General features: G+C 33.8%; 25 protein-coding genes. All 25 read right to left on the bottom strand.

Features of this window, described 5'->3' with window-relative positions:
* Positions 1 to 1308, bottom strand: coding sequence for a DRTGG domain-containing protein (locus TETH514_RS06030; RefSeq protein WP_009052940.1), 1308 nt, complete (start codon positions 1306 to 1308; stop codon positions 1 to 3).
* A gap of 50 nt (positions 1309 to 1358) precedes the next feature.
* Positions 1359 to 1625 carry an HPr family phosphocarrier protein gene (locus TETH514_RS06025; RefSeq protein ID WP_003868320.1) on the bottom strand — a complete coding sequence of 89 codons (267 nt, stop codon included), beginning with the start codon at positions 1623 to 1625 and terminating at the stop codon, positions 1359 to 1361.
* Positions 1625 to 2581 carry a DNA-binding protein WhiA gene (gene whiA, locus TETH514_RS06020; protein ID WP_009052941.1) on the bottom strand — a complete coding sequence of 319 codons (957 nt, stop codon included), beginning with the start codon at positions 2579 to 2581 and terminating at the stop codon, positions 1625 to 1627. Before whiA ends, TETH514_RS06025 begins: the two co-directional genes overlap by 1 nt.
* A 106-nt stretch (positions 2582 to 2687) precedes the next feature.
* The gene (locus TETH514_RS06015; protein WP_003868318.1) at positions 2688 to 2921 is read right to left on the bottom strand and encodes a hypothetical protein; all 234 of its coding nucleotides are present in this window, start codon (positions 2919 to 2921) and stop codon (positions 2688 to 2690) included.
* A gap of 92 nt (positions 2922 to 3013) precedes the next feature.
* Complete coding sequence (locus TETH514_RS06010) at positions 3014 to 4738, bottom strand: glycoside hydrolase family 13 protein (RefSeq protein ID WP_009052942.1); 1725 nt, start codon at positions 4736 to 4738, stop codon at positions 3014 to 3016.
* A 13-nt stretch (positions 4739 to 4751) separates the two neighbouring features.
* Complete coding sequence (locus TETH514_RS06005) at positions 4752 to 5552, bottom strand: helix-turn-helix domain-containing protein (RefSeq protein ID WP_009052943.1); 801 nt, start codon at positions 5550 to 5552, stop codon at positions 4752 to 4754.
* Positions 5553 to 5651: 99 nt separating this feature from the next.
* Positions 5652 to 6728, bottom strand: a complete 1077-nt coding sequence (locus TETH514_RS06000; protein ID WP_012268668.1) for a 2-hydroxyacyl-CoA dehydratase — start codon at positions 6726 to 6728, stop codon at positions 5652 to 5654.
* Complete coding sequence (locus tag TETH514_RS05995) at positions 6725 to 7714, bottom strand: acyl-CoA dehydratase activase-related protein (protein ID WP_009052945.1); 990 nt, start codon at positions 7712 to 7714, stop codon at positions 6725 to 6727. The genes TETH514_RS06000 and TETH514_RS05995 overlap by 4 nt, the downstream gene beginning before the upstream one ends.
* A 122-nt stretch (positions 7715 to 7836) precedes the next feature.
* Complete coding sequence (locus tag TETH514_RS05990; RefSeq protein ID WP_003868312.1) at positions 7837 to 8730, bottom strand: sugar ABC transporter permease; 894 nt, start codon at positions 8728 to 8730, stop codon at positions 7837 to 7839.
* A 1-nt stretch (position 8731) separates the two neighbouring features.
* A complete protein-coding gene (locus tag TETH514_RS05985) occupies positions 8732 to 9652 on the bottom strand; it encodes a carbohydrate ABC transporter permease (RefSeq protein ID WP_003868311.1) in 921 nt (306 codons plus the stop codon).
* 46 nt (positions 9653 to 9698) lie between these two features.
* Positions 9699 to 10940, bottom strand: a complete 1242-nt coding sequence (locus TETH514_RS05980) for a maltose ABC transporter substrate-binding protein (RefSeq protein WP_009052946.1) — start codon at positions 10938 to 10940, stop codon at positions 9699 to 9701.
* Positions 10941 to 10996: 56 nt separating this feature from the next.
* On the bottom strand, positions 10997 to 12577 hold the full coding sequence (locus TETH514_RS05975) for an alpha-amylase family glycosyl hydrolase (protein ID WP_009052947.1): 1581 nt from the start codon (positions 12575 to 12577) through the stop codon (positions 10997 to 10999).
* Between the two features lie 186 nt (positions 12578 to 12763).
* Positions 12764 to 13738, bottom strand: a complete 975-nt coding sequence (gene yvcK / locus TETH514_RS05970) for a YvcK family protein (protein ID WP_003868730.1) — start codon at positions 13736 to 13738, stop codon at positions 12764 to 12766.
* A gap of 1 nt (position 13739) precedes the next feature.
* Positions 13740 to 14594, bottom strand: a complete 855-nt coding sequence (gene rapZ, locus TETH514_RS05965) for an RNase adapter RapZ (RefSeq protein WP_003870534.1) — start codon at positions 14592 to 14594, stop codon at positions 13740 to 13742.
* 5 nt (positions 14595 to 14599) lie between these two features.
* On the bottom strand, positions 14600 to 15331 hold the full coding sequence (locus TETH514_RS05960; protein WP_012268667.1) for a PHP domain-containing protein: 732 nt from the start codon (positions 15329 to 15331) through the stop codon (positions 14600 to 14602).
* A 12-nt stretch (positions 15332 to 15343) separates the two neighbouring features.
* The gene (gene murB, locus TETH514_RS05955; protein WP_009052950.1) at positions 15344 to 16249 is read right to left on the bottom strand and encodes a UDP-N-acetylmuramate dehydrogenase; all 906 of its coding nucleotides are present in this window, start codon (positions 16247 to 16249) and stop codon (positions 15344 to 15346) included.
* 750 nt (positions 16250 to 16999) lie between these two features.
* Positions 17000 to 17863 (bottom strand): patatin-like phospholipase family protein, encoded by an 864-nt coding sequence (locus TETH514_RS05950; protein WP_003868725.1) that lies wholly within the window; start codon positions 17861 to 17863, stop codon positions 17000 to 17002.
* Positions 17864 to 17877: 14 nt separating this feature from the next.
* Entirely contained in the window at positions 17878 to 18447 is a 570-nt protein-coding gene (locus TETH514_RS05945; protein WP_009052951.1) for a TetR/AcrR family transcriptional regulator, read from the bottom strand.
* A 29-nt stretch (positions 18448 to 18476) separates the two neighbouring features.
* Positions 18477 to 20153, bottom strand: coding sequence for a 2-polyprenylphenol 6-hydroxylase (ubiB, locus tag TETH514_RS05940; RefSeq protein WP_009052952.1), 1677 nt, complete (start codon positions 20151 to 20153; stop codon positions 18477 to 18479).
* A 34-nt stretch (positions 20154 to 20187) separates the two neighbouring features.
* Complete coding sequence (locus tag TETH514_RS05935; protein ID WP_009052953.1) at positions 20188 to 20547, bottom strand: phasin family protein; 360 nt, start codon at positions 20545 to 20547, stop codon at positions 20188 to 20190.
* A gap of 62 nt (positions 20548 to 20609) precedes the next feature.
* Entirely contained in the window at positions 20610 to 21356 is a 747-nt protein-coding gene (locus TETH514_RS05930) for a cysteine hydrolase family protein (RefSeq protein WP_009052954.1), read from the bottom strand.
* Between the two features lie 70 nt (positions 21357 to 21426).
* Positions 21427 to 21846, bottom strand: coding sequence for a PaaI family thioesterase (locus TETH514_RS05925; protein WP_009052955.1), 420 nt, complete (start codon positions 21844 to 21846; stop codon positions 21427 to 21429).
* A 66-nt stretch (positions 21847 to 21912) separates the two neighbouring features.
* A complete protein-coding gene (locus tag TETH514_RS12890) occupies positions 21913 to 22200 on the bottom strand; it encodes a phosphatase PAP2 family protein (RefSeq protein WP_232195921.1) in 288 nt (95 codons plus the stop codon).
* A 34-nt stretch (positions 22201 to 22234) separates the two neighbouring features.
* Positions 22235 to 22462, bottom strand: a complete 228-nt coding sequence (locus TETH514_RS12885) for a hypothetical protein (RefSeq protein WP_232195919.1) — start codon at positions 22460 to 22462, stop codon at positions 22235 to 22237.
* 103 nt (positions 22463 to 22565) lie between these two features.
* Entirely contained in the window at positions 22566 to 22850 is a 285-nt protein-coding gene (locus tag TETH514_RS05915) for an HD-GYP domain-containing protein (RefSeq protein WP_232195917.1), read from the bottom strand.
* Positions 22851 to 22962: the final 112 nt, after the last annotated feature.

The raw sequence follows: 22962 nt of genomic DNA, 5'->3' as shown, positions 1-22962 counted from the left end.
CTAAACCATCTTTATTCTTTTAGAAAGTCTGACAGACATCAATGCCTTTGCAATTTCTTCTTTTTCATGAATGATTTGAATTTCCAACTTACTAAAATTATTACTAACTTCTATTATTTTTGCGAAAACCTCTATTAATTCTTCTGTACGCATAGGTTTAATAAAATAAACTGAGAAATTATCTAAAACCGCATCATATCTTTTATTCTGCGTTATAGCAAAAATACCAGATTCACACATTAACATCATCAAAGCACTGCTACTTACTGTACCAAATTGGTTAATCATCATCGAAGGGATCTTACCTTTAAATTTTACTCCATTTTCTATTTTTTCCATATCAAAATCTTTAAAAATTGTATCTTGAATAGCTTCACTAATCTGGGGCTGTTTTGTCGTATAATGTAGGGCCTTAATTACATCTTCCCTGCTTATGAGTCCTATCAATTCTCTGCCACGAGTCACAGGTAGTATCTCTACATTCCACCATATCATCAGATGGGCTGCATAAGAGAGCGTAGTAGTATCCGTTACAAATACAGGGTTAGGAGTCATAATACTCCCAATTTTATCATCATCCGATGCAGTGGCAACATCTCTTGAAGTTACCATACCGACTAACATCCCTTTAGAATCAACAACGGGATATCTGGTATGTTTAGTCTCTGTATATAATTTTTTCCAATCTTTTACTGTTTGTTGAGGCGTCATATAGATTGGATTATATGTCATTACATCGCTGACGTACAAAATCTTTTTTCGTGTCATACTTTCATTGATCGCCTTGTTTATAAGAGTCGCTACAGTAAAAGTATCATAAGAAGTAGATATAAGCGGCAATGAAAGCTTATCCGCCAGTTCTTTTATATGAGGTAATGTATCAAAACCTCCTGTAATCATCACTGCTGCCCCTGCTTTCAAAGCCGCTTCCTGTGCATCTTCCCTATTTCCCAAAATTACAAGGTCTCCTGGTGATATGTACTTCACCATTTCATCAATGGTCATGGCTCCAATTAAAAATTTGTGAAGTTCCATCCCCATTCCACCATGACCACCTAATACTGTCCCTTCCACTACATCTGTAATAACCTCATAAGTAAGACGGTCAAAAAATGGATCTTTTTGTTTTCTTCTTATAGTTCCTACTCTTGGAATCGTAGTTACAAGCATTAAATTTTCTGCATCCTTTATGGCTTTGTAAGCGGTACCTTCACTTATATGTAAAGTCTGTGCAAGACCTCTTACTGAAATTTTTGTGCCTTCAGGTAAATTTTTTATATATTCCAATACAATTTCATTTTTTTTCATAACTATCATCCTTTATACAAAAAAGGTTTCTAAAAAGAAACCTTTTTTGTTTACTCCTCACCGAATTTTGATTCAATAAGGTCTACCAATGCTTTTATAGCTGCCTCTTCGTCGTCACCTTCGGCACTCAATTTGACAATATTGCCTTGCGATACTCCAAGAGACATAATTCCCATTATACTTTTGGCATTTACTTTTTTGTTATCTTTCTCTACCCATATTTGTGAGGAAAATTTGCTGGCAGTTTGTACAAATAATGCTGCAGGTCTTGCATGAAGCCCCGTCTTATTTTTAATTTCAATCGTAACCTCTTTCATTATTGAACTCTCCTCTCTTTCAATTTCTTTGAAATTTCTTCAATCTTCCTAAGTCTATGATTCACTCCTGACTTACCGACAGGAGGAACTAGCATTTGTCCTAATTCTTTTAAGCTCAGATCAGGATAATTAATCCTGAGTTCCGCCACCTCTTTCAAATTAGGCGGCAAATAATCAAGTCCTACTGTTTCTTTAATATAATTTATACTCTCTATTTGCCTTAAAGATGCATTAATAGTTTTTGTCAAATTTGCAGTTTCACAATTTACAATTCTATTTACATTGTTTCTCATTTCTTTGTATACTCGTATATTTTCCAAGTTCAAAAGAGCACTGTGGGCTCCTATTATATTTAAAACATCAACAATTTGCTCTCCTTCTTTTAAGTATACTACATAATTATTTTTTCTTGCAATAACCTTTGAATTTAAGTCAAAAGAATTTATCAATTTACTTAAATCTTTCCCGTGTTCTAAATTATGAGTAATAAACTCCATATGATAAGCTTTTTCAGGATCGCTTATTGAACCACCCCCCAAAAAAGCTCCTCTCAAATAAGCCTTTTTTGCTTTACTGTTTTTTAAAATCTTTTGGTCTATCCCATAATTTAATTTTATATGACCTTTCTCATAATTCAATATCTTAACTTTACCTAAAATTTCTTCTGCAATTTTTGTATCAGGTACAAAGATAAGGTAGCTTAAGGTTTTTTTTAGATATCTACCTCTTCTTACCATTGTCTCAGGAATTATTCCAAATAAATCTTTTATTAACTTAAAAACTAATCTCGCCACAGAAGCATTTTCTGTAGTAAAGGTCAAAGAAATTTTTCCATTGCCATACATTGAAATGCTGCCTATCGTCCTAATCAAAGCAGCTAACTCTGCTATTTTACTTTCTTCCTCTTCAGGATAAATCCTTGCCAATTCGTCTTTTGTATCTGAAGAAAATGACATAAAGCATCACCTCAATAGGCTTATCTTTATTATACTACATTATTTCAAAAAAAAAACCCCTTTAAAAAACAAATGAACAAAAAGGGGTTTATAAGTTTATAGCAAACTACAATAATTTTTTCTTTTCCCATTCAATATATTTAGGTGAATTTTTCCAATTATGTCTTTCTTCAGAATTACACCATTCCTTGAACTCTTTGTAATCTTTCCACTCTTCATATTCACTTGCTTCAACTAATTTTTTTAATGTGATAAGCTTTGTAATGTCGTAACTTCCATATAATCTCTCATAATCCTTATAATATTGATAATCTCTGCCATAGCGGGATGTATCTTTCATACCATCACCCCTGTTTTTTTTAAAAAATATAGGGGAATTTTAATTCCCCTATATTTTTCTATCTTCATATTATTCACTTAAACTCAGATTGGTTACTTTAAAATATAGGCAGAGTTAGGTTGCAAGTAAAGGAGATTTCCACTCCTTTTTAATTCCTTCATCTTTAAAATATCTTCTTTTCCTTCTACTTCATTCAAAAATATCACTTCCTGCTTGCTACTGTTATTTAGTACAACAATTATTGATTTACCTTTGTATTCCCTCTTAAAAGCAAATACCCTTCCTATAGCGTATAAAGTACAGAAACTTCCGTATTTGAGCTCCTCATTTTCTCTCCTTATAGAAATCAGCTTTTTATAGAAATTAAAAATACTTTTATTTTGCTTTTCCTCCTCCCATATCATGCATCTTCTACAATCAGGGTCATACCCCCCTACCATTCCTACCTCGTCTCCATAATAAATATATGGAATTCCAACAAAGGTAAATTGAAACACCAACGCTAACTTCATTCTCGCAACCATGCCATTAGCTAAAGTCAAAAACCTTTCAGTATCATGACTTCCTATTAAATTAAACATAACCCTATTTACACTATCCATATGCCTCATAAGTTGCTCTGTAATCATTGTATTAAAGCGAGAAGCACTTATTTTCCTTTCTGCAAAAAAGTCTACAACCGCATTTCTAAAAGGATAGTTCATTACACTGTCAAACTGATCCCCTCTAAGCCAAGGAGAAGCATCATGCCAAACCTCTCCTACAATTATGGCCTCCGGTTTAGCTGCCTTTACAACTTCTCTAAACTTTCTCCAAAAATGGTGGTCTATCTCATTAGCAACATCCAGCCTCCAGCCGTCTATGTCCACTTCTTTAATCCAATATTCCGCTACTTCCAATAAATACTTCTGTACTTCTGGATTTTTTGTCATAAGTTTTGGCATTCTCCATACAGTATCTGCAAAAGCTTCATATGATGGTTTTGGATGAGTTTTAAGTGGACATTCGTATATATTAAACCAATTCCAGTATTTTGATTTTTTACCATTTTTAATAACATCCTGAAATGCAAAAAAATCATATCCACAGTGATTAAAAACGGCATCAAATATAACTTTTATGCCATTGTCATGACATTTTTGCACAAGTTCTCTCGCTTTTTGCGTATCACCAAAGTGGGGGTCAATTGTATAATAATCAGTGGTATCATATTTGTGAGTAGAAGGCGATAAAAATATGGGGGTTAAATAAATAGCATTTATACCCAAATCCTTTAAATAATCTATTTTATCTATTATTCCTTGCAAATCTCCTCCAAAGAAAGAATCTGCAGTAGGTTTTTCACCCCAAGGCTTTACACTTTCAGGGTCATTTGATTTGTCACCGTTATTAAACCTTTCAGGAAATATCTGATACACTATGCAATCGCTTGTCCACTCTGGAGCAAAAAAGACATCCTTTTCTCCTATATACGGGTAATGGAAAAATCCCCAAAAATGATTTTCTGGCCTTTTTTTGTAAAATCCTGCTTCTGTATAATATAACTTCTCGCCCCCATCAGATACCAAATAGAAAAAATACACAAATTTTTTATTAAGCTCTAAAGTAGTCTCATAATAATCAAATAACTCGTTGGTATGAGTTAATACCATTGGTTTTATTTTGAATTTTCCCAGCCAATCGTATCTGTCTTTGTATAAAACATACACCCTATCTACATCAAATACAGCCGTCCTTAGTACTATCTTTAATTGATTTTCATTCAGTGGATATGCGTAAGGCATATCGCTTTTATGAAATATAGCTTCTTTTATCATCTCTTTCCCCTTTCTATGTATGTATATTTATTGTAACTGGTGACGGTGTTTGCACTGTTGGTAGCTCCTCACCATCTACAGTTATTTTAACAGCTGGCGGATAACCCATCAAGATAGTAATACTATCTTTTACATCAAAAATTTTAGACATATCCTTTGTCATAAGGCCTTCATAAACGACATTTCCATCTACTTTTACACTAAACCAACATTTTTCGCCAGGTACGCTTATTTCTACTTTATAACTTTCTCCAAAGGGAACAACTTTATATTCTATTTTTTTAGAAGTCTCTGCTACTTTTTCAATCGACGTCTTTACTGTAAGTTGAGAAACATTGCTTTCCTGTGGAAGATTTGTTTTGTCTTCCGAAATTGTTGAAGCTTCACTTTGATTTTGTTGTGGAATTGGTGCAAGTCCTTTTTTAACTTGAATTAGAAAATAGTAAAAACCGTATCCTATAATACCTATTATTAAAACAACAATTACTGCTTTTTTTAAAGTCAAAAAAAATTGTGAAAAATCTCTTCTCTCTTTTTTATAAGATGTGATCTCTATATTAGGTATGGCTTCCTCCTCTTTCTCCTGAAACAAATACTCATACTTTTTTACTAACTCATTGCCATCTAACCCTAAGGCCTCAGCGTAACTTTTTACAAAGCCCTTAGCATATACAAGTGCAGGCATTACGCTAAAATCTCCATCTTCAATAGCTTTCAAATAGCGTATCCGTATTTTAGTTATTTCTTGAATTTCTTCAAGAGTCAATCCCATTTTAATTCTTTCACTTTTTAAAAATTCTCCCAATTCCTTCATACCTATCACCCCTTACTAACCATCCACTTATTATATATTCCACACAAAATACATTTTTCCTTCATTATTTTCGGAAAAATAAAAATTAAAAGGATGATTTCAGCAAACTACCTCCATCCTTTTTCTATACAAAAGATCCACAAAAGCTTCCAAACGGGTTTGGTAACCTGCTTGCCCAGTGTTTTCATCATATACTAAAGACATCACTGGAATATTGTAATCTCGGCTAATTTTTGCAATTATTCCTTGAGCTACTATTTCAGGGGTGCAGGTAAATGGAAGTATGTGAATCACGCCATCATAATTTAGTTTAGCATATTTTACGGTATTTGCAACAGTGTTGAGCCCATGTCCTCCTATATCTCTTTCTAAATATCCTCTTGCGTTTTTCTTAAACTCCATTCTTTGAGGCAATTTAAAAGCGCTGTTAATTAAATAATCTGAAAGATATTCTGTTTTTGTAACTTCTACCCCCAATTCATTTAAAGATTTGCTGATATCCATATTAGTAAAGGGTTCTAGGAGCATATAAATTTCTCCCACTAGTGCTACTTTAAGCTGTATTTTCCTCCGTACATTTGCATTTTCCTTTATTTTTTTCATGGCCTCTGATACTATTTTGTCCACTTCTTTACCATTTTGAGCTTTTTCTAGCTTTTTCATGTATTCTTCGTATATTTTTGTAGTTACACCTGGGTTATCTTCATGGGCTCTGTATTTTAATAAAAACTTTTCTAATTTATCAGCCGCTATCATTTTTTTCACTGCAAATACAAAAGATTTTAAAGCTATTTTTCCATCTACATTAGGAAAATATGAAGCTAATTCTTTTAAAAAGTCTATCAACCTGCCATGGGGTGGATCAACAATTATCATTTTAAAGTCATAGCCCAAATCTTTTAATATCTCTCTCTGCACCTGACCGTAATACCCAAATCTGCAGGGCCCAATTCCCCCTAACATTATAATCGTATCTGCTCCCTTATCAAGAGCCTCAATAAAATTTCCGACATTGATTTTAAAGGGTAAACATGCAAATTCATGAGAATTTCTAACTCCTAAGGTCAAAGTTTTATTAGTAGAAGGTGGTGGGTCTATCACTTCTACCCCAATTCCTTCAAACATCGTCTTTAAAATCATATTTAAAGAACCCATGTGAGGATAAGTAATTTTCATACCATCACCGCCTTTTTATTAAATCTTAAAAGGTCTGTAAAAGCCTCCAACCTCGTCATAATGCCAGCTTCCCCCGAATGTTCATCAATTGTAATCAACATAAAAGGTACCTCCTTCTCTCTTTTATAAATCCTCTCCAACAATTCCTCTGTCATAGAATTAGGTCCACAACCAAAAGCAGAAACCATAATTACCCCATCTACATTCTTTTGTTTTAAAAAATACAATCCCGCTCCCAAAATATCTCTTTCATAGTTCCAAAACATTTCTTTTGAAAGCATTGACACTCCTTCTAATATTAAATCTCTCTCTAACATTTCCATGGTATAAACTTGCGCTCCCATGTTTTTTAACTTTTCAATAATCCCCATACTTATGTATTCATCCATAATATCATAAGGATGAGCAATGACGGCTATTTTAAGGTCATAATTACTTTCTTCTTTTACCAAATTCTTTCCTTCCCAAACTTTTAAAGCTTCTAAATTGGTAAGACCTTCTTTCAACAAACTCTCGAACTTTTTTTGTTGGTGGGTAGCCTTAAAATAGGCTTTTAAAGATTGGTCTTTAGTCTTCCCAAACATCCTGCCAATTTTTATAAATTCATTTTGAGTAAATTTATCATTATTTTTATAATAATTAATCTCAATATCTATAATAGGTGGTAAATCACCAATTAAGCTTTTTATAAAATCTGGCAGTCCCAAAAACTTTGAACAAAGGTATTTTTTTCTTTCTACACTTACAATCCTCGGAATAAATATATAATCAACATCTTTTTCTTTTAAATTTATCACATGTCCTACATAAGTTTTTACAGGAAGACAAGCATCTTCAACACAGTTTTTTACTCCTTCATCAAGAATTTTTTTATTTGTATCCTGGGAAACCACTACTTTTGCTCCCACACCTTCAAAAAAAGTCTTCCACATTGGATAAAAATCGTAATATAAAAGTCCTTTGGGTATTCCTACAGTCTTACTCATTTTTGACACCTCCTTTAAAAGCAAATACATATTTATTCTTGCCATAAATTTTTATTTATATACAAAATAAAAATACCGGAAATAATCCGGTATTTACAAATTGTTCCATGTGTAACAATTTTTTATCCTTTTACTGCACCTGCTGCAAGACCAGCTTGCAAATACCTCTGCAATACCATAAAGAGTATTACAAGAGGCAAAGATGCCATAACAGAGGCTGCCGCAAATTGAGTCCAGTGGGCCGAAAATTGGTTTTGAATAAACCTTTGAAGCCCTAACGCTATTGTGTAATTTTCAGGTGACTTTAGTACCGCACTGGACAAAATAAATTCACTGTATACTCCCATAAAGCTAAATAAGAATATAACTACAAGCATGGGAGTCGCCAAAGGAAGAATTATTTTCGTGAAAATTTGCCAATGAGTAGCTCCATCAACTAAAGCAGCTTCGTCCAACTCTTTTGGAAGACTATCAATATAGCCTTTTAAAAGCCATATACTAAAAGCGCTGCTACCTGCCATGACCAGCATAAGGGCATAGAGATTATCCAGAAGGTTTAATTTTGCCATTATACCAAATATAGCAGGTAATGCCATAAACGTAGGAAACATCTGAAGTATTAAGAGAGTCTTTAAGCCATTTTTTCTTCCAGCAAACTTCATTCTACTGAAAGCATAAGCTGACGTAGCAGTCAAAAATAATTGAATAGTTGCTACACCAACGCTTAAAATCATACTATTTTTTACCCAAAGTAAAAAATTAGTCTTAACAAGCACATCCTTATAATTTTGAAATGTCATATGTTGCGGAAAAATTGAACCGGAGAAAAAGGCATCTCCAGGCGCCATAGACGCTCCTACTACCCAAGCTACAGGAAACATCATTATTGCAATTACAGCCCATATAATAAGTCGGCTAATCCATAGAGATACTTTTTCATGAGGTTTTAATTTTTCCCTATAATAAATCTTTTTAGTCGTTTTTTTGTCACCAATTTTAACACTTGCATATTCCACCTTAATCCACCTCCTCGAAAGCACGAGTCATCTTCATATTGATAAGGCTCAATGTGCCAATTATCAAAAATATAATTATAGACAAAGCTGCCGCCAAGTCATACCTATTAAACTGCATTGTCATTTTATAAGCTGAACTTACAAGCAAATCAGTATGACCTGCAAAAGAAGTATCTGTCCTTGGAGGCCCTCCTCCTGTAATTAAAAACGCTGCGCCAAAATTGTTGAAATTATAAGCAAAAGATGAAATAATAAGTGGCAAAGTAGAAGATGTCAACATTGGTACTGTTATCATCCTAAACTTTTGAAACCATGTAGCACCATCAATATCTGCAACTTCATAAAGTTCAGGTGGAATAGCCTGCAAAGCTCCTAATGAGGCATTCATCATAAAAGGATAACCCATCCACACACTGACAATTATAATCGCAACTCTTGCCCAAAAAGGATCAAGAAGCCATGGTATCATGGGAAGGTGCAACTTTTGCAGTATCAGATTTATACCCCCATACTGCTGATTTAAAAGTCCTGTCCAGGTAAGTGCGGCAATTGTGCCAGGAAGTCCCCATGGAATAATCAATATTGCTCTATATAAATTTGTTTCCCACATATTTTTGTTATTCAAAATAACTGCTAAAAGAAGACCGATAATATAACTCAATAATGTAGCTGAAAGAGCAAAAATAACTGTCCACACAAATACAGGAGCAAAAACTACTTTGAAAGGGCCGGCAAGTATATCAACAAAATTTTTAAATCCTACAAATTGATAATTTTTAAAATGATATAAATTAAAGTTTGTAAAAGCAATATAAATAGTATACAAAATAGGGGCAAAACTTAATACAGTCATAGATAGTATAGCAGGAGACAAATAAGCATAAGGTCTTAATTTATCCCGCATAGTTTTGTTTGTTTTCATCTAGCAACCTCCTTCTCTAAAAAAAGGGGCTAAAAGCCCCTTTTTGTTATTGCTGTGTTGCAATGCCTTGCTTGATTTGATTCACCATATCGTCAGCAGCTTTGTCAACCGGAACTTTTCCAGATGTAATAAGCTGTAATGCATTGCCTGCAGGAGTCCAGACTGCTGCCATTTGCGGTATATTAGGCATTGGAATAGCATGTGTAGCTTGCTCAGCAAATGCATTCAAAATCTCATTATTCTTAACTTCTGGATTGTCTAAGAGGGATTTAAGAGCTGGTATCCTGTTACCTGTTTCAAATAATGGCAATCCTGTATTTTCAGCAAGATACTTCATTAAATCCCATGCTTCTTGTTGATGTTTTGAATTTGCACTTACAAAAGCAGCTTGCACACCTGCAAAGGAAGGCATTGGTTTACCATCAACCTGTGGTAGTGGAGCAACTTTGAATGGAACATTAGCTTTCTTGAAGCCATCCACATCCCATGGACCACTTATATACAAACCAGTCTTTCCACTTTGGAAGTTACCTTTTGCCATATCTCCATTTATATCTGCAGGCATGAATTTATACTTTGTCACAAAGTCTTTTATAAGTTCTAAGCCTTTCTTTGCACCATCGTTATTCAATCCTATATCGTTTGGATCAAGTCCACCGCCTGTATCCTTGAACACATAACCGCCATAAGCAGATATAAAGGCAAAGCTAAAATAGAAGTTATTTACATCGTATTGGAATCCTACTTCTTTGCCCAGCTTAATTAAATCATCAAGTGTTGCTGGTGGTGTTGGAACTTTATCTGTATTGTAGAAAAGTGCATAAGTCTCCATTGAAATTGGTACAGCATACATTTTTCCATCGTAAGATACAGCACTTATGCTCATTGGAACATAGTCGTCTTTGTTTATAACTCCGTCTGGTACTTCAGCTAAAAGTCCTGCCTTTTGGAAAGTACCCAAGTTATCGTGTGGTAAACCAAACATGATGTCTGGGCCCTTACCACTTTGAGCAGCTGTTGAGAAAGCTTGGAAGTCACTCTGGTCTGCCAAAACTTTTACTTTGTTGCCAGTTTGCTCTGCCCACTTATTTGCAATCTCTTGAACCTTTGCTATTTCAGGATCTGTTAAGTGGGACCATACTATTAATTCTACAGGCTCTTTCTTTTGTTCTGTCTGACCTGATGAAGTATTTTCGCTTGTCTTGCTGCCACCACAACCTGTTAAAGCAGCTGACAAAACGAATACCATCACAGTCAGCAATGCAATTATTTTTGTGTACTTCTTCATACAAATCCTCCTCTTAATTTTTAATTTTATTATAATTTTGGGAAAAACCCAAAATCTTATTTCACTTTTACATTTGTCCATATGCTTACACTGTCTTTAGGTAAAGTTATACTTAAAATGTTGTTTTCACCATTTCCTCTTTCAACTTTTAAATTAACTCCTTCTAATAAACCCTTTAAATAATCACTGTATTTGCCTTTTCGAAGAGAAGTCTCTATATTTTTTATAGTAGTCTCCTCTCCTTTATTTATTGCAACTACAACTATATCTTTGCCATATTGCCTTTCATAGATATAAACATCATCACTAACATACTTTGCTACAGTCTTACCATACTGTAATGCCGGTGTAGCCTTACGCAAGTTTGATAGTTCTCTAATTAAAACATAAGCCTTAGTATTCTCATCAAACTTTTCCATCATTGGCCTATTGTAAGGGTCATATCCGCCATTGGTATCATCATGCAAATATTGCTCTGTGCCATAATATATCGCTGGAATCCCACGAGATGTCATTATAAATGCAATCGCTTCATGGAGTTTGTCCTTATCATCATTTACTGATAAAAACCTCGGCATATCATGATTGTCCACAAAAGTAACCAACTTATAAGGATTATCATAATCTTTATTTGTCTCTTCAATAGTATCATTCAACCTGTCAAAGCCATAGCCTTTTTCAAAAACATCCTTTATCGCATTGTTGAGCATAAAATCCAATACAGAAAAACCACTCATATTGGCAAATTGAATATTATAACCGTACAAAGGATCAGTGGGACTGTTTAACATCCACTCGCCAAAAAGAATAGCATCTTTTTTAACGCCGTATATGGTATCAGCAAAACTTTTTACCCATTCCATAGGCATATGCTTTGCTGCATCTAGCCTTATCCCATCAATTCCATGACTAAACCATAACTTGATAGAATCCTTTAAATATTTGTCAACAATAGGATTATTTTGATCAAGGTCCGCTAAGTCAAACAAATTTTTATCTTGCAAGTCCTTTAAATTGTTCCAATTTGTAATAGTGCCGTTGTGATGAAAAAGCTTATTAAGATCATTGCTATAAGTTCCCAATAATTTCCCATCGCCATAAAGTGCACCGTTTTCAGCAAAGTCAGGATTGTTTTCATCTGCAGGACTCGTATGATTTGGAGCAAAATCTAGTATAACTTTTATCCCATTAGCATGAGCAGTCTTTACAAAATTGTCAAAGTCCTCCCATGTACCAAAATGTTCTTCTACTCTTTTAAAGTCCCTTGCCCAATATCCGTGATAAGGTGCATTTATTTCGCCATTATATATTGCCGGTTTGTTGATGTTGTCTACAACAGGAGAAATCCAAATAGCTGTTACTCCCATCCCTTTTATATATGGAATTTTTTCTGTCAGTCCCTTTAAATCTCCGCCCCAATACATTCTCCAATTAGTATGTGTTGGGTCAAACATACCTTTGCTTACTTCCGGGTCATCGTTGGACTTATCCCCATTGTAAAACCTATCTATCATAACCTGATATATTACATCCGACTCAGGAACATTACTAGAAGTGGTATCTTTAACACCACAACTGGTCAGCAATAAAGAAAAGACTAAAATTATCACCGCAAATAGCTTTACATTTTTTCTCATCACTTTCCCCCTTACAAGTAATTGCCAATATGTTACAGCAATCGCTTTCTCGAAACGTATTTTTAAAAAGCGCGCCCAATTGCAATTTCATTGCAATCGCTTGCGCTTGCTTTTAATAATATTGTATATCTTATTTCAACAAATGTCAATATATTTTTTTGTACAACATAGACTAAAATTTTGCATTTATACTAATAGGCTTATAATCACTTCTGCAAGCTTTTGCTCATTATGCCTTATAAATTCCTTTTTTAAAGCTACTAAATTTTCTTCTACTACTTTAATTCCCATTCTTTCTAACTGATTTTTATCGTATTCAACAGGTTGTGACATGTCTTTTATATAGCGCTCCATATAATCATGAGGAATTTCGCCATTGTTGACAATAATGTAATCTATAGATTTAAGCCCATGTTCAAAAAGAGCCTTCACATGGTCACAAGCAGTATAACCCAAAGTCTCTCCTGGCTGTGTCATGATATTACATACATAAATTTTAACCGCTTTGGAGGTTTCAATAGCATCACACATTCCATCTACCAAAAGATTAGGTATTACACTTGTATATAAACTTCCAGGACCCAATATAATGGCATCAGCATTTAATATATCCACTAACACTTCTTCAAAAGGCGCTGCATGAGAAGGTTCAATATATATCCTCTTTATCTTGCTGTTTTCTTTTTGTTGTACAACAGGAATTTGCGATTCCCCTTTAATAATAGTCCCGTTTTCCAGCTCTGCTACAAGCCTTACATCATTAAGAGTTACAGGAATAACTTTTCCAGATACAGCAAGCACATCACTCATCTTTTTTACAGCTTCTTCAAAATTTTTAGAAATACCTATCATGGCTGCCAAAAACAAATTCCCAAAATTTTGTCCTTTTAACATTCCCTCAGTAAACCTGTACTGCAAAAGTTGTTCCATTGTAGGCTCTGTATTTGCTAAAGCCAGTATACAATTTCGTATATCTCCAGGCGGCAGTATCCCTAAATCCTGTCTTAGGATTCCCGAGCCACCGCCATCATCTGCTACTGTAACTACCGCAGTAATATTAGTTGTATAAAATTTTAACCCCCTCAACATAGTAGAAAGCCCTGTACCTCCACCAATAGCAACAATACGAGGTCCTCCTTTAGAATTATTTTTCATAATCATATTACTCCTCTCCTATATCTCTATGGTGCAAAATAACAGAATAATCTTCTTTTTTTAGAAACTCATAAAGGGCATTTGCAATAGTAACAGACCTATGCTTTCCTCCTGTGCATCCAATAGCTATAACAAGTTGAGATTTACCTTCTCTTATATAATACGGGATTAAAAATTTAATCATGTCCCCTAATTTTTTTAAAAACTCCTTTGCTTCCTCCCACTTCATCACGTACTCTTTTACCTTATCATCATTTCCTGTTAAAGGTCTTAACTCTTCAATATAAAAAGGATTAGGCAAAAACCTCACATCAAATACAAGGTCAGCATCAAGAGGTATTCCATATTTATATCCAAAAGACATAATATCTATTATGATTCCTTTAAACTTTTTCCCTTTTAAAAAGATATTAGACAATTCCTCTTTTAACTGGGAAGAAGTTAAATTAGAAGTATCTATTATGCTATTGGCAATTTTCCTTATTTCTGCAAGTCTCTTTCTTTCCTCATTTATTCCATCAACTATTCTACCTTCCTCAGAGAGAGGATGTTTTCTTCTGGTTTCTTTAAACCTCTTTATCAAAACCTCGTCAGAAGCTTCCAAAAAAACTATTTCGTAATCGTAGTTGTTTTTTTTCAAAAACTCAAGGCTAGAATAGATGTCCTCAAAAAACTGGCCACCTCTTAAATCCATACCAAGGGCTACCTTATCAACATTTTTTGAGTGATAAAAAAGGTCAGCAAGTTTTGGAAGAAGAGCAGGTGGAAAATTATCTATACAAAAAAAGCCCATATCCTCCATCGCTTTTAATGCCTGTGTTTTTCCAGCGCCAGAAAGCCCTGTTATTATGACAAACCTCATAAATATCACCTCTTTGCGTTTATTATATCTTCTTCTGTTAGTCCCGCCTCTTTTGCTATTTCTATTCCCCTTTTAAAGTCTCCTACTTTATGAGGCGTATGGGCATCGCTGTTTATTACAAATTTGCACCCCTCTTTTTTGGCTATCTTTACATATTCAACTGTCATATAACCATGACTAGAATTAATCTCAAGAGCCGTTCCTTTCTCTTTTGCTGCCTTTGCAAGCTTTTGTGTATCAATGTCTACTTTTGCTCCGGGGTGTGTTATTATGTCAATTTTGTACTTTTTTATAGCATTAATCATCGCTTGAGTATTTTTTTCTCTCATCTCTTCCCGCAAGGAAATAAAATATTTACTTGCCATGTTCTTACCAAAAAGCTGTAAAGTACTTCTAAAGTCTTTAGGCATAACTCCTTCATGATATCCCATAAGCAAAATATCTAAATATTTCATAAGTTCATCTGGAACATCAATATCTCCTTCTAAGCTGATTAAATTAGCTTCTACTCCCATCAGCACTTTAATTTGAGGATATTTTTCATTAATCTTATCTATTTCCTCCCTCATTTTTTTAAAATCCCTTTTTCTTAAACCATAAAATACATGAGCTGGTCCATGGTCAGTAATCGCAATTACCTCAAGTCCAATTTCTATTGCCCTTTTCACATTATCCTCTATTGTACCTTTGCCATGGCTGTATACCGTATGGGTGTGATAATCAGCAAAAATTCTCATTTGTCTAATCACCTATTTCTCTCCTACTATTTTTATTTCTGGTACAAGTTCCACTCCAAACTTTTCTTTTACTACTTTTTGTATATGCTCAATCAAATTTAAAACATCGTAAAAAGTTGCATTGCCAGTATTTATAATAAATCCCGAATGCTTTTCAGAAACTTTAGCCCCTCCAATTGAATAACCTTTAAGTCCTGCCTCCTCAATCAATTTTCCAGCATAATATCCAGGTGGCCTTTTAAAAGTACTTCCGGCACTGGGATACTCTAAAGGCTGTTTTTCCTTTCTTTTTGCATTTAGTTCCTCCATTTTGCTTTTTATTTCTTCGTATTTCCCCTTTGTTAAACTAAGCCATGCTCTTAAAACAATCCAATCCTTTTCTTGAATAATGCTGTGTCTATAGGAAAAATTCATTTCTTCGTTTGATAAAATCAATATATTGCCTTTTTCATCTAAAACCTCTACCTTTTCTACCACGTCCTTCATTTCAGGCCCATAAGCTCCTGCGTTCATCACTATTGCTCCACCTAAAGTGCCAGGAATCCCGCTAGCAAATTCAAATCCCGCAAGTTCATGTACAAGTGCCACATTGGCAATATAGGAAAGAGGGGCTCCCGCTTCAGCAATTATGCTATTACCTTCTACCATTACATTCCTTAAAGAGGATAATTTTATTACAACTCCTCTAATGCCCTTTTCACTTACCAATAAATTAGTACCATTTCCTAGTATAAAAAAAGGAATGTTTTCTCCTTTCAACAAAAATATGACTTCCAATAATTCTTTACGATTATTTGGTACAACTAACACATCTGCAGGTCCACCTATTTTAAAAGAAGTGTGTCTTTTCATGGGCTCGTTTAAATACAATTTCCCTTCTCTAAGGATATCCTTCAATTTGTCAACTATCTCAATCACTCTACCACTCCTCAAAATTTAAAGTTTAACTACTCCATCTATAGTCTATCAATAATATATTGTTTTCATTCCAAAATGAAACTTTATATGCAATTTTATAATATCACTTTTTTTTCACAAAATAAATAGAGGGGACTACCCCTCCTTTATGCATTGTAACAAACTTTAAATCTCTTGCTTATGCAACCTTCCGAATCATACATGCTCACAACAGCTGTGCACTTTTTTATCTTTATCTCGCAATTGCAATCCCTGCAAAAATACAGGTTATTCCCTATTTTGCCCACATTCGTACTTTTGCAATTTGGGCATTCCACAGCAATCACCTCTTAATTAGCTGCTTACACTATGAACTGCATCGCCAATGAATTAGTGGGCTGCAGAGTCACAGACTGCCATCTGTTCCTTCTCTGGCGTGTCCAACACACCTCCTGTAATTAAATTTATTCCAGTATAAGCAGCTTTTGATTTGTGCATTAAATAATCTTAAAATTTTGATTTCCATTTCAATTTTTATTATACCACAGGGGAAGAAATCGGATATAGCTTGAAATTACCTCATATCTTCTAATATTTTGAATTTTTCCTTATATTTATTCAGTATTTCTCCCTTTAGCAAAAAAAATATCCGTTTTTCTATGTTTTTTGCTAAAACCTAGAGCATATAATTATATGAGGTGTTCAATATGATTTTTAAAGTTATAAAAGTATTTTCCATTCCTTTTTTCACATCAATGGGAGTTGTTTATTCTATACTTCCAGTTCTCTCTTTATTCTCCAAACAATAGAATCGGCAGCTTCAAATCCCATATTTATGCATTTTCCCGCCTGGTCAAACCTATACCAGCGAATATTATTAACATTAGGTTTTATTGTATAGACTCTTTTACCCCTCTCTGTTTTTTCAGAATTTTTGTTAGAACTGTCTTTTAATAACTTCATAGTTGTAGCTGTAATGGATATAATTTCAGGCGCTGTCCTTTTTAAATTGAAATATTTTTTTAGAGGCAGCAACTTATCACTATTAGCTAAAGAATAAAAGGTTTTTTCAAAAACTCCCATATCTATGCTAGAGCTCACATCACATTCTATAATTATGTCTGCACCCAATTTAGCTGCTAATCCTACTGCGTCAAAATCAATAATTGACCCATCAACTAACTTGGTTCCATTGTATTCCACAGGTTCAAAAATGACAGGAATAGAAATACTTGCTCTTATAGCTTTTATCAAGTCTCCTTCTGAGAATACTACTTCTTTTCCTGTGTGAATATCCGTAGCCACAATATATAGAGGGATATTAAGCTCTTCAAATCTTTCTTTTATATAGACCTGCAAATATTTTTCTATTTTTTCGCCTTTTACCAAACCAGTTTGTGATGTTTTAAAATCCAATAAGTTTAAAAATTTTAACATATTAATCTTTTTTGCATCACTTATAAGTTTGTCTACATTATGTCCTGAAGCATAGATTGCTCCTATTATCGCTCCCATACTTATGCCTATTATAAAGTCAATAGGAATATTTTCTTCTTCAAATCTTTTTAGTATACCTAAGTGCGCATATCCTCTTGCTGCTCCACCACCTAGTATAAGTCCTACTTTTGGTCTCATTTTCCATCACCATTTTACTCAAAAATAATTTGTATGGCATTTAACGCATCCAAAATTTCATTTTCATTAGAATCTAAAATCACTTGAATTCCCGTACCAAACATTGCACCAAGTATCATTCTCGCTACTGCTCGTGGAGAATAACTTTTAAAATTGTCTCCTAAAGCACTATTACTTAAAATTTTTTCCTCAATCATTTTAGATAAATCATTAAATAAATCCTTTAATAAACTGTTAAAAGAAGAGGACCACATGGCTAAACCTGTAAAATCGTACAACAGTTTAAAAAGTCCCGGATTATTACTTAACAGGTCTTTAAAAAATTTCACTAAGGATAGCATCTTATCCTTTGCAGTTTCTCCAATACTCAAAGCTTCATTTATTTCTTCTAAATATTTATCTATCATCATCTTTATTACCTCTGTAAAAAGCCCTTCCTTACTACCAAAATAATAATGCAATTGGCTTAATACAACACCAGCTTCCTCTGCAATATCTCTTAACGAAACATTAGCATAGCCTTTAGTTGAAATGCATTTATATGCAGCATTTAATATTCTTTGTGATTGGTTTCTTTCTTCCATCTTGGATTTCCCCTTTTGAAGTTTATTTATTAAAGCCACCCAGATCGGAAAATAGAAATTGCTAAACCTAATACCATGACAAAAGCTATCGCTAAACCAATCTTTAAAATTATCCCATTAAGCTCATACAATTCTGCACCAGCATTAGCACTAATTCCTGACCCTATTAAAATCCCTGCAATAACAATACTTAAAGCCAAAAGTATAATACTGGTGGAAAGTCGATTAAATACCTTATCAACGCGTTTCTCTAAATTTTCAAAGTCTCTTATTTTCAATTCTACAGCATAATTTTCTTCTTCTGTTTTCCTTAAAAAATTCAATAAAAATGATGGCAACTCTTTTATCAATCTGCTATAATCCATTGTGGCATTTATTATCTCTTCTTTCATATGTTGAGTAGAAAACATTTTAGGTATCAACTGCTTTGCAATTGGTTTTGCCACTTCTAAAACGCTAATTTTAGGATCTAACTTTTCTACTATTCCCTCTAACGTTATAAGGCTTTTAGCCAGCATATTAAATTCATTGGGAATTACAATATTATACGAAAATACAAGGTCAAATATCCCATTGAGGACTTCCCCAACTTTGAGCTTTTCTAATGGTATTTCAACATATCTATCTCGCAAATTATTTATGTCTTTTTCTAGCTTTTTCATATTGACATTTAGAGTCACAGCATTTAAATCTATAATGCTTTCAGTAATCATCCTGCTATTTTTGTAAACAATCCCCAACAACATTTTAGAAAACTGCCTTTTTCTTTCTGGGCTTAAGCTACCTACCATTCCAAAATCTAAAAATGCTATTGTCCCATCCCCTAGCACCATAATATTTCCCGGATGAGGGTCTCCATGAAAAAAACCATCCCTTAAAATCTGATTCAATACAGATTTTGCAAGGTTTCTTGCAATTGCACCGCGGTCTAATCCAGCCTCATCAATTGCATTAAAATCATTTAACGGAATGCCATCAATGTATTCCATCGTCAATACACGTCTTGTCGTATGGGTCCAGATTATAGAAGGAATTTTGACTTTTTTGTCTTTTAAAAAATTCTTTTTGAACTTTTCTGCGTTTTCCCCCTCTATTCTAAAATCTAATTCCTCTTCCAATCTCTTTTTGAAGTCTTCTACCATTTTTGTAAAATTATATAGTTTGCCATATTTTGTATGATTATCAACAAATTTGGCAATATCTTCTAATATCCTCATATCTTGGGCTATGATTTTTTCTATCCCTGGCCTTTGAACTTTGACAACAACAGTTTTGCCTGACCACAACAAAGCCATATGAACTTGTGCTATAGAAGCAGCCGCTAAAGGAGTAGGCTCAAATTCAGCATAGGCTTCCTCCAAACTTTCGCCAAATTCATTTTGTATAACTGATTTCACCTCATCAAAAGAAAAAGCAGGAACTTTGTCCTGTAATTTTTCCAATTCTTTTATAACATCCTTTGGCAAAATGTCAGGCCTGGTACTTAAAATCTGCCCCATTTTTATAAAAGTAGGTCCTAATTCTTCAAGAGCAAGTCTTAATCTTTCTCCACGGGAAAGTTTCGCAATATTTTCATCATTTGTTTGCTTCAAGATTTTTCTTCTTACATTAATATGTTTTAGAATGCCAATATTGTCAATTATAGCACCAAACCCATATTTGATAAATACAAACACTATTTCTCTGTATCTTCTTAAATGTTGCATTATTTCACACCTGTCATCAAAATTTTATAGTTACTTATTTCTTTGTGTTTTGCATTTCCTCCAGCACTTTTTTAATTTCTTCACGAACAATATTTCTTATATCTTCTTTACTAACAATGTCCTCCTTTTTGGCGATGTTCATGTAATCTAACGTTTCAGCAACTGCGTCTTTAATCATTTTTCTCAATTCTTCCTTCTGTTCTTCACCTTTTTTTACCAAGTCTTTTACCATTTTTTGTGCATCTTCTCTTGCAACTTCTCCTCTATCTACAAGTTCTTCTACTACTTTTTCTATTTTCTCTCGCGATAATGCAAATAATCCCAAACCAAAATTGATAGATTTTTCAAGCAAACTTGTCATATATATAACCCCTTTCAAAATTAATTCGGACATCCGTCCTAATATCTCTATTAATATTATATACTAAAATTTCCTAAAGTCAATATGGAATTTTATTACTCCTCCAACAGCTCTTTTACAACTTCTATACCGTTTAATTTCATGTGATACAAAAACATGGTATGTATCAAATTGCCATCATGAGGCATTATTTTGAGGGATTGAGCAGTTTTTACAGATGTATCATAGGTTTCAACGCAATTTTCCGGTACAATTACATTTACTTTAAGATTATTGGCATTTGCAATCATTTTTATAGACATAGCCGTCTGGTAAACGCATAAATCAGTACAATCTCCTACAACGATAAAAGTAGATTTTCCTTCCTTTATCATTTCAACAACTTTCTTTAAAAACTCATTCCCGCCTTCTAATTCCCCTCCAAAAAACACATTCAACGAATTTTTCTCCACAATCACAGGTTCTCCTTCAATTATTTCTTTTAATTCGTCAACAATTTCACTCTCAAAAGTGCCTTTTACACAGTGAGGTGGAAATTCTCCAAATTCAACTGCATCTGAAGGATGAGCGTCATTTAAAAAGAACACATTTTTTATCCCCATTCTGTAGCAGGCCTTTAATAAATTCTTTATAGGTTCTATTATGCCTGCCACTCTTGGACTAGCTAATGGACCGCTTTTACAAAAACCGTTTAGCATATCTACAACCAAAACTGAAACCTTATCCTCTCCACCAGCATTGTATATCACACTGCTTAAACTTTTTTCTTCTAGGTTGCTATAAAAATCAAAAAGGTAATTTAAAAATGGCCTTGTGTTATACAAAAAACTGTCAAAATTCATAAAAAACACCCCTTTATATGTTTATTCTTACCAAAATTATACCATAAAAACAATTCTTAAACATAATGTATTACATATTGAAAAAAGTTTCTCTTGCCACAGCTAAAAGCCTCCCATCTTCAGCATAGGCTTCACAAACTGCCACAGTAGTTTTACTCCCCGCATGAACTATTTTACCTGTCGCTTTCACTTTTTCTCCCACTTTCACTGGCGAAAGGTAATTTATATTCATCTCAATAGTTATCACCTGTTTACCTACTGTCCTTGCTGCCATACCCATTGTAATATCCATCAAAGAAAAAAGCACGCCTCCGTGAGCAATGCCAAGAGGATTTAAGTGTTTTTCTTCAATTTTCATTTTTGTAACAGCATAACCCTTCCCTAATTCTGCTACATGCACCCCTATTAATTGATGAAAATTAGTACTCCTATTTATTTTTAAAAGTTCTTCAAAAAGTTTTTCATCTATTCCTCCATTTATTGCTTTCACATTCCCGCCCTCCTCATAAGTTGTTGTTATTATTATAGCATAAAAAACACAGGACTTTTCCTGTGTTTATGCAAATATTTTATGCCATATTTTTATAATATACCCTTCAACAGGACTAAGTATTCCTTCAAGTCCTCTTAAAATTTTACTGCTTATAAATCCTATTATAAAGCCTGCTATGACATCCAGTGGATAATGTACTCCCACATATATTCTTGCAAATAAAAGTAATAGAGTTAAAACCATCATTATACTGCCAATACTTTTGTCATACATAAGCTCTGTAAAAGATAAAGCCGAGTCTCCTGACGCATGGTCACTTGGGAAAGAAGCATCTGCAGGATGTTTTACCAAAAGATTGACTTTGTGATGCACAAAAGGTCTGGGTTCAAAATAGACGGTAGAAATTATTAAATTTTAACCCCAATGCAATAATAGCTGCAAAAAAGGCATTCATAGAAGTCTTTTTACCCTTATCACCGCCTATAAACCACTGAACCAACATAAGCATCCCATACAAAATTGGAGAATACACAGCAATAAAAGTCATAATCTTGTCCAAAAAAATATTATGGCCTGCTAAGCCATTTATCATGTGAAAAAGTGTCAAATTCATGTTTCTTCACCTCACGAAATATTATAGAGGTGAAGTCTTAAAGGAAAATTAGATTTTCATTAAAAACAAATTAAAAAATCTTAAAAATCAATGCCCAAATTTTCTATAACAGATATAAATCCATCAACAACTTTGGGGTCAAACTGTTTTCCCGCATTTTTTTCAATTCTTCAATAGCTTGAGCCATTGTAAATGAATCTCTGTAAGGCCTTTTAGAAGTCATGGCATCAAAACTGTCAGCCACAGCTATTATTCGTGAACCTAAAGGTATCTCTTTTCCTTTTAATCCATCGGAATAACCTTTGCCATCATATCTTTCGTGATGATGACGAATTATCTTTGCGATATTTTCCATAACCTTCATCTTATTTATAATCTCATAACTCATAACCGGATGATCCATTAAACTATTATGATTCCAATTTTAATTGCAATTGCAATTTTAGGAGGAATAATCATCTCAAACAAAGCATTAAACCCAATCAGTCATATGACTGAAG

This window comes from Thermoanaerobacter sp. X514, from assembly GCF_000019065.1.
GTDB lineage: Bacteria > Bacillota > Thermoanaerobacteria > Thermoanaerobacterales > Thermoanaerobacteraceae > Thermoanaerobacter > Thermoanaerobacter pseudethanolicus.
Note: the sequence above shows the minus strand (reverse complement) of the source record. Positions and strands in the feature narration are given on the sequence as shown.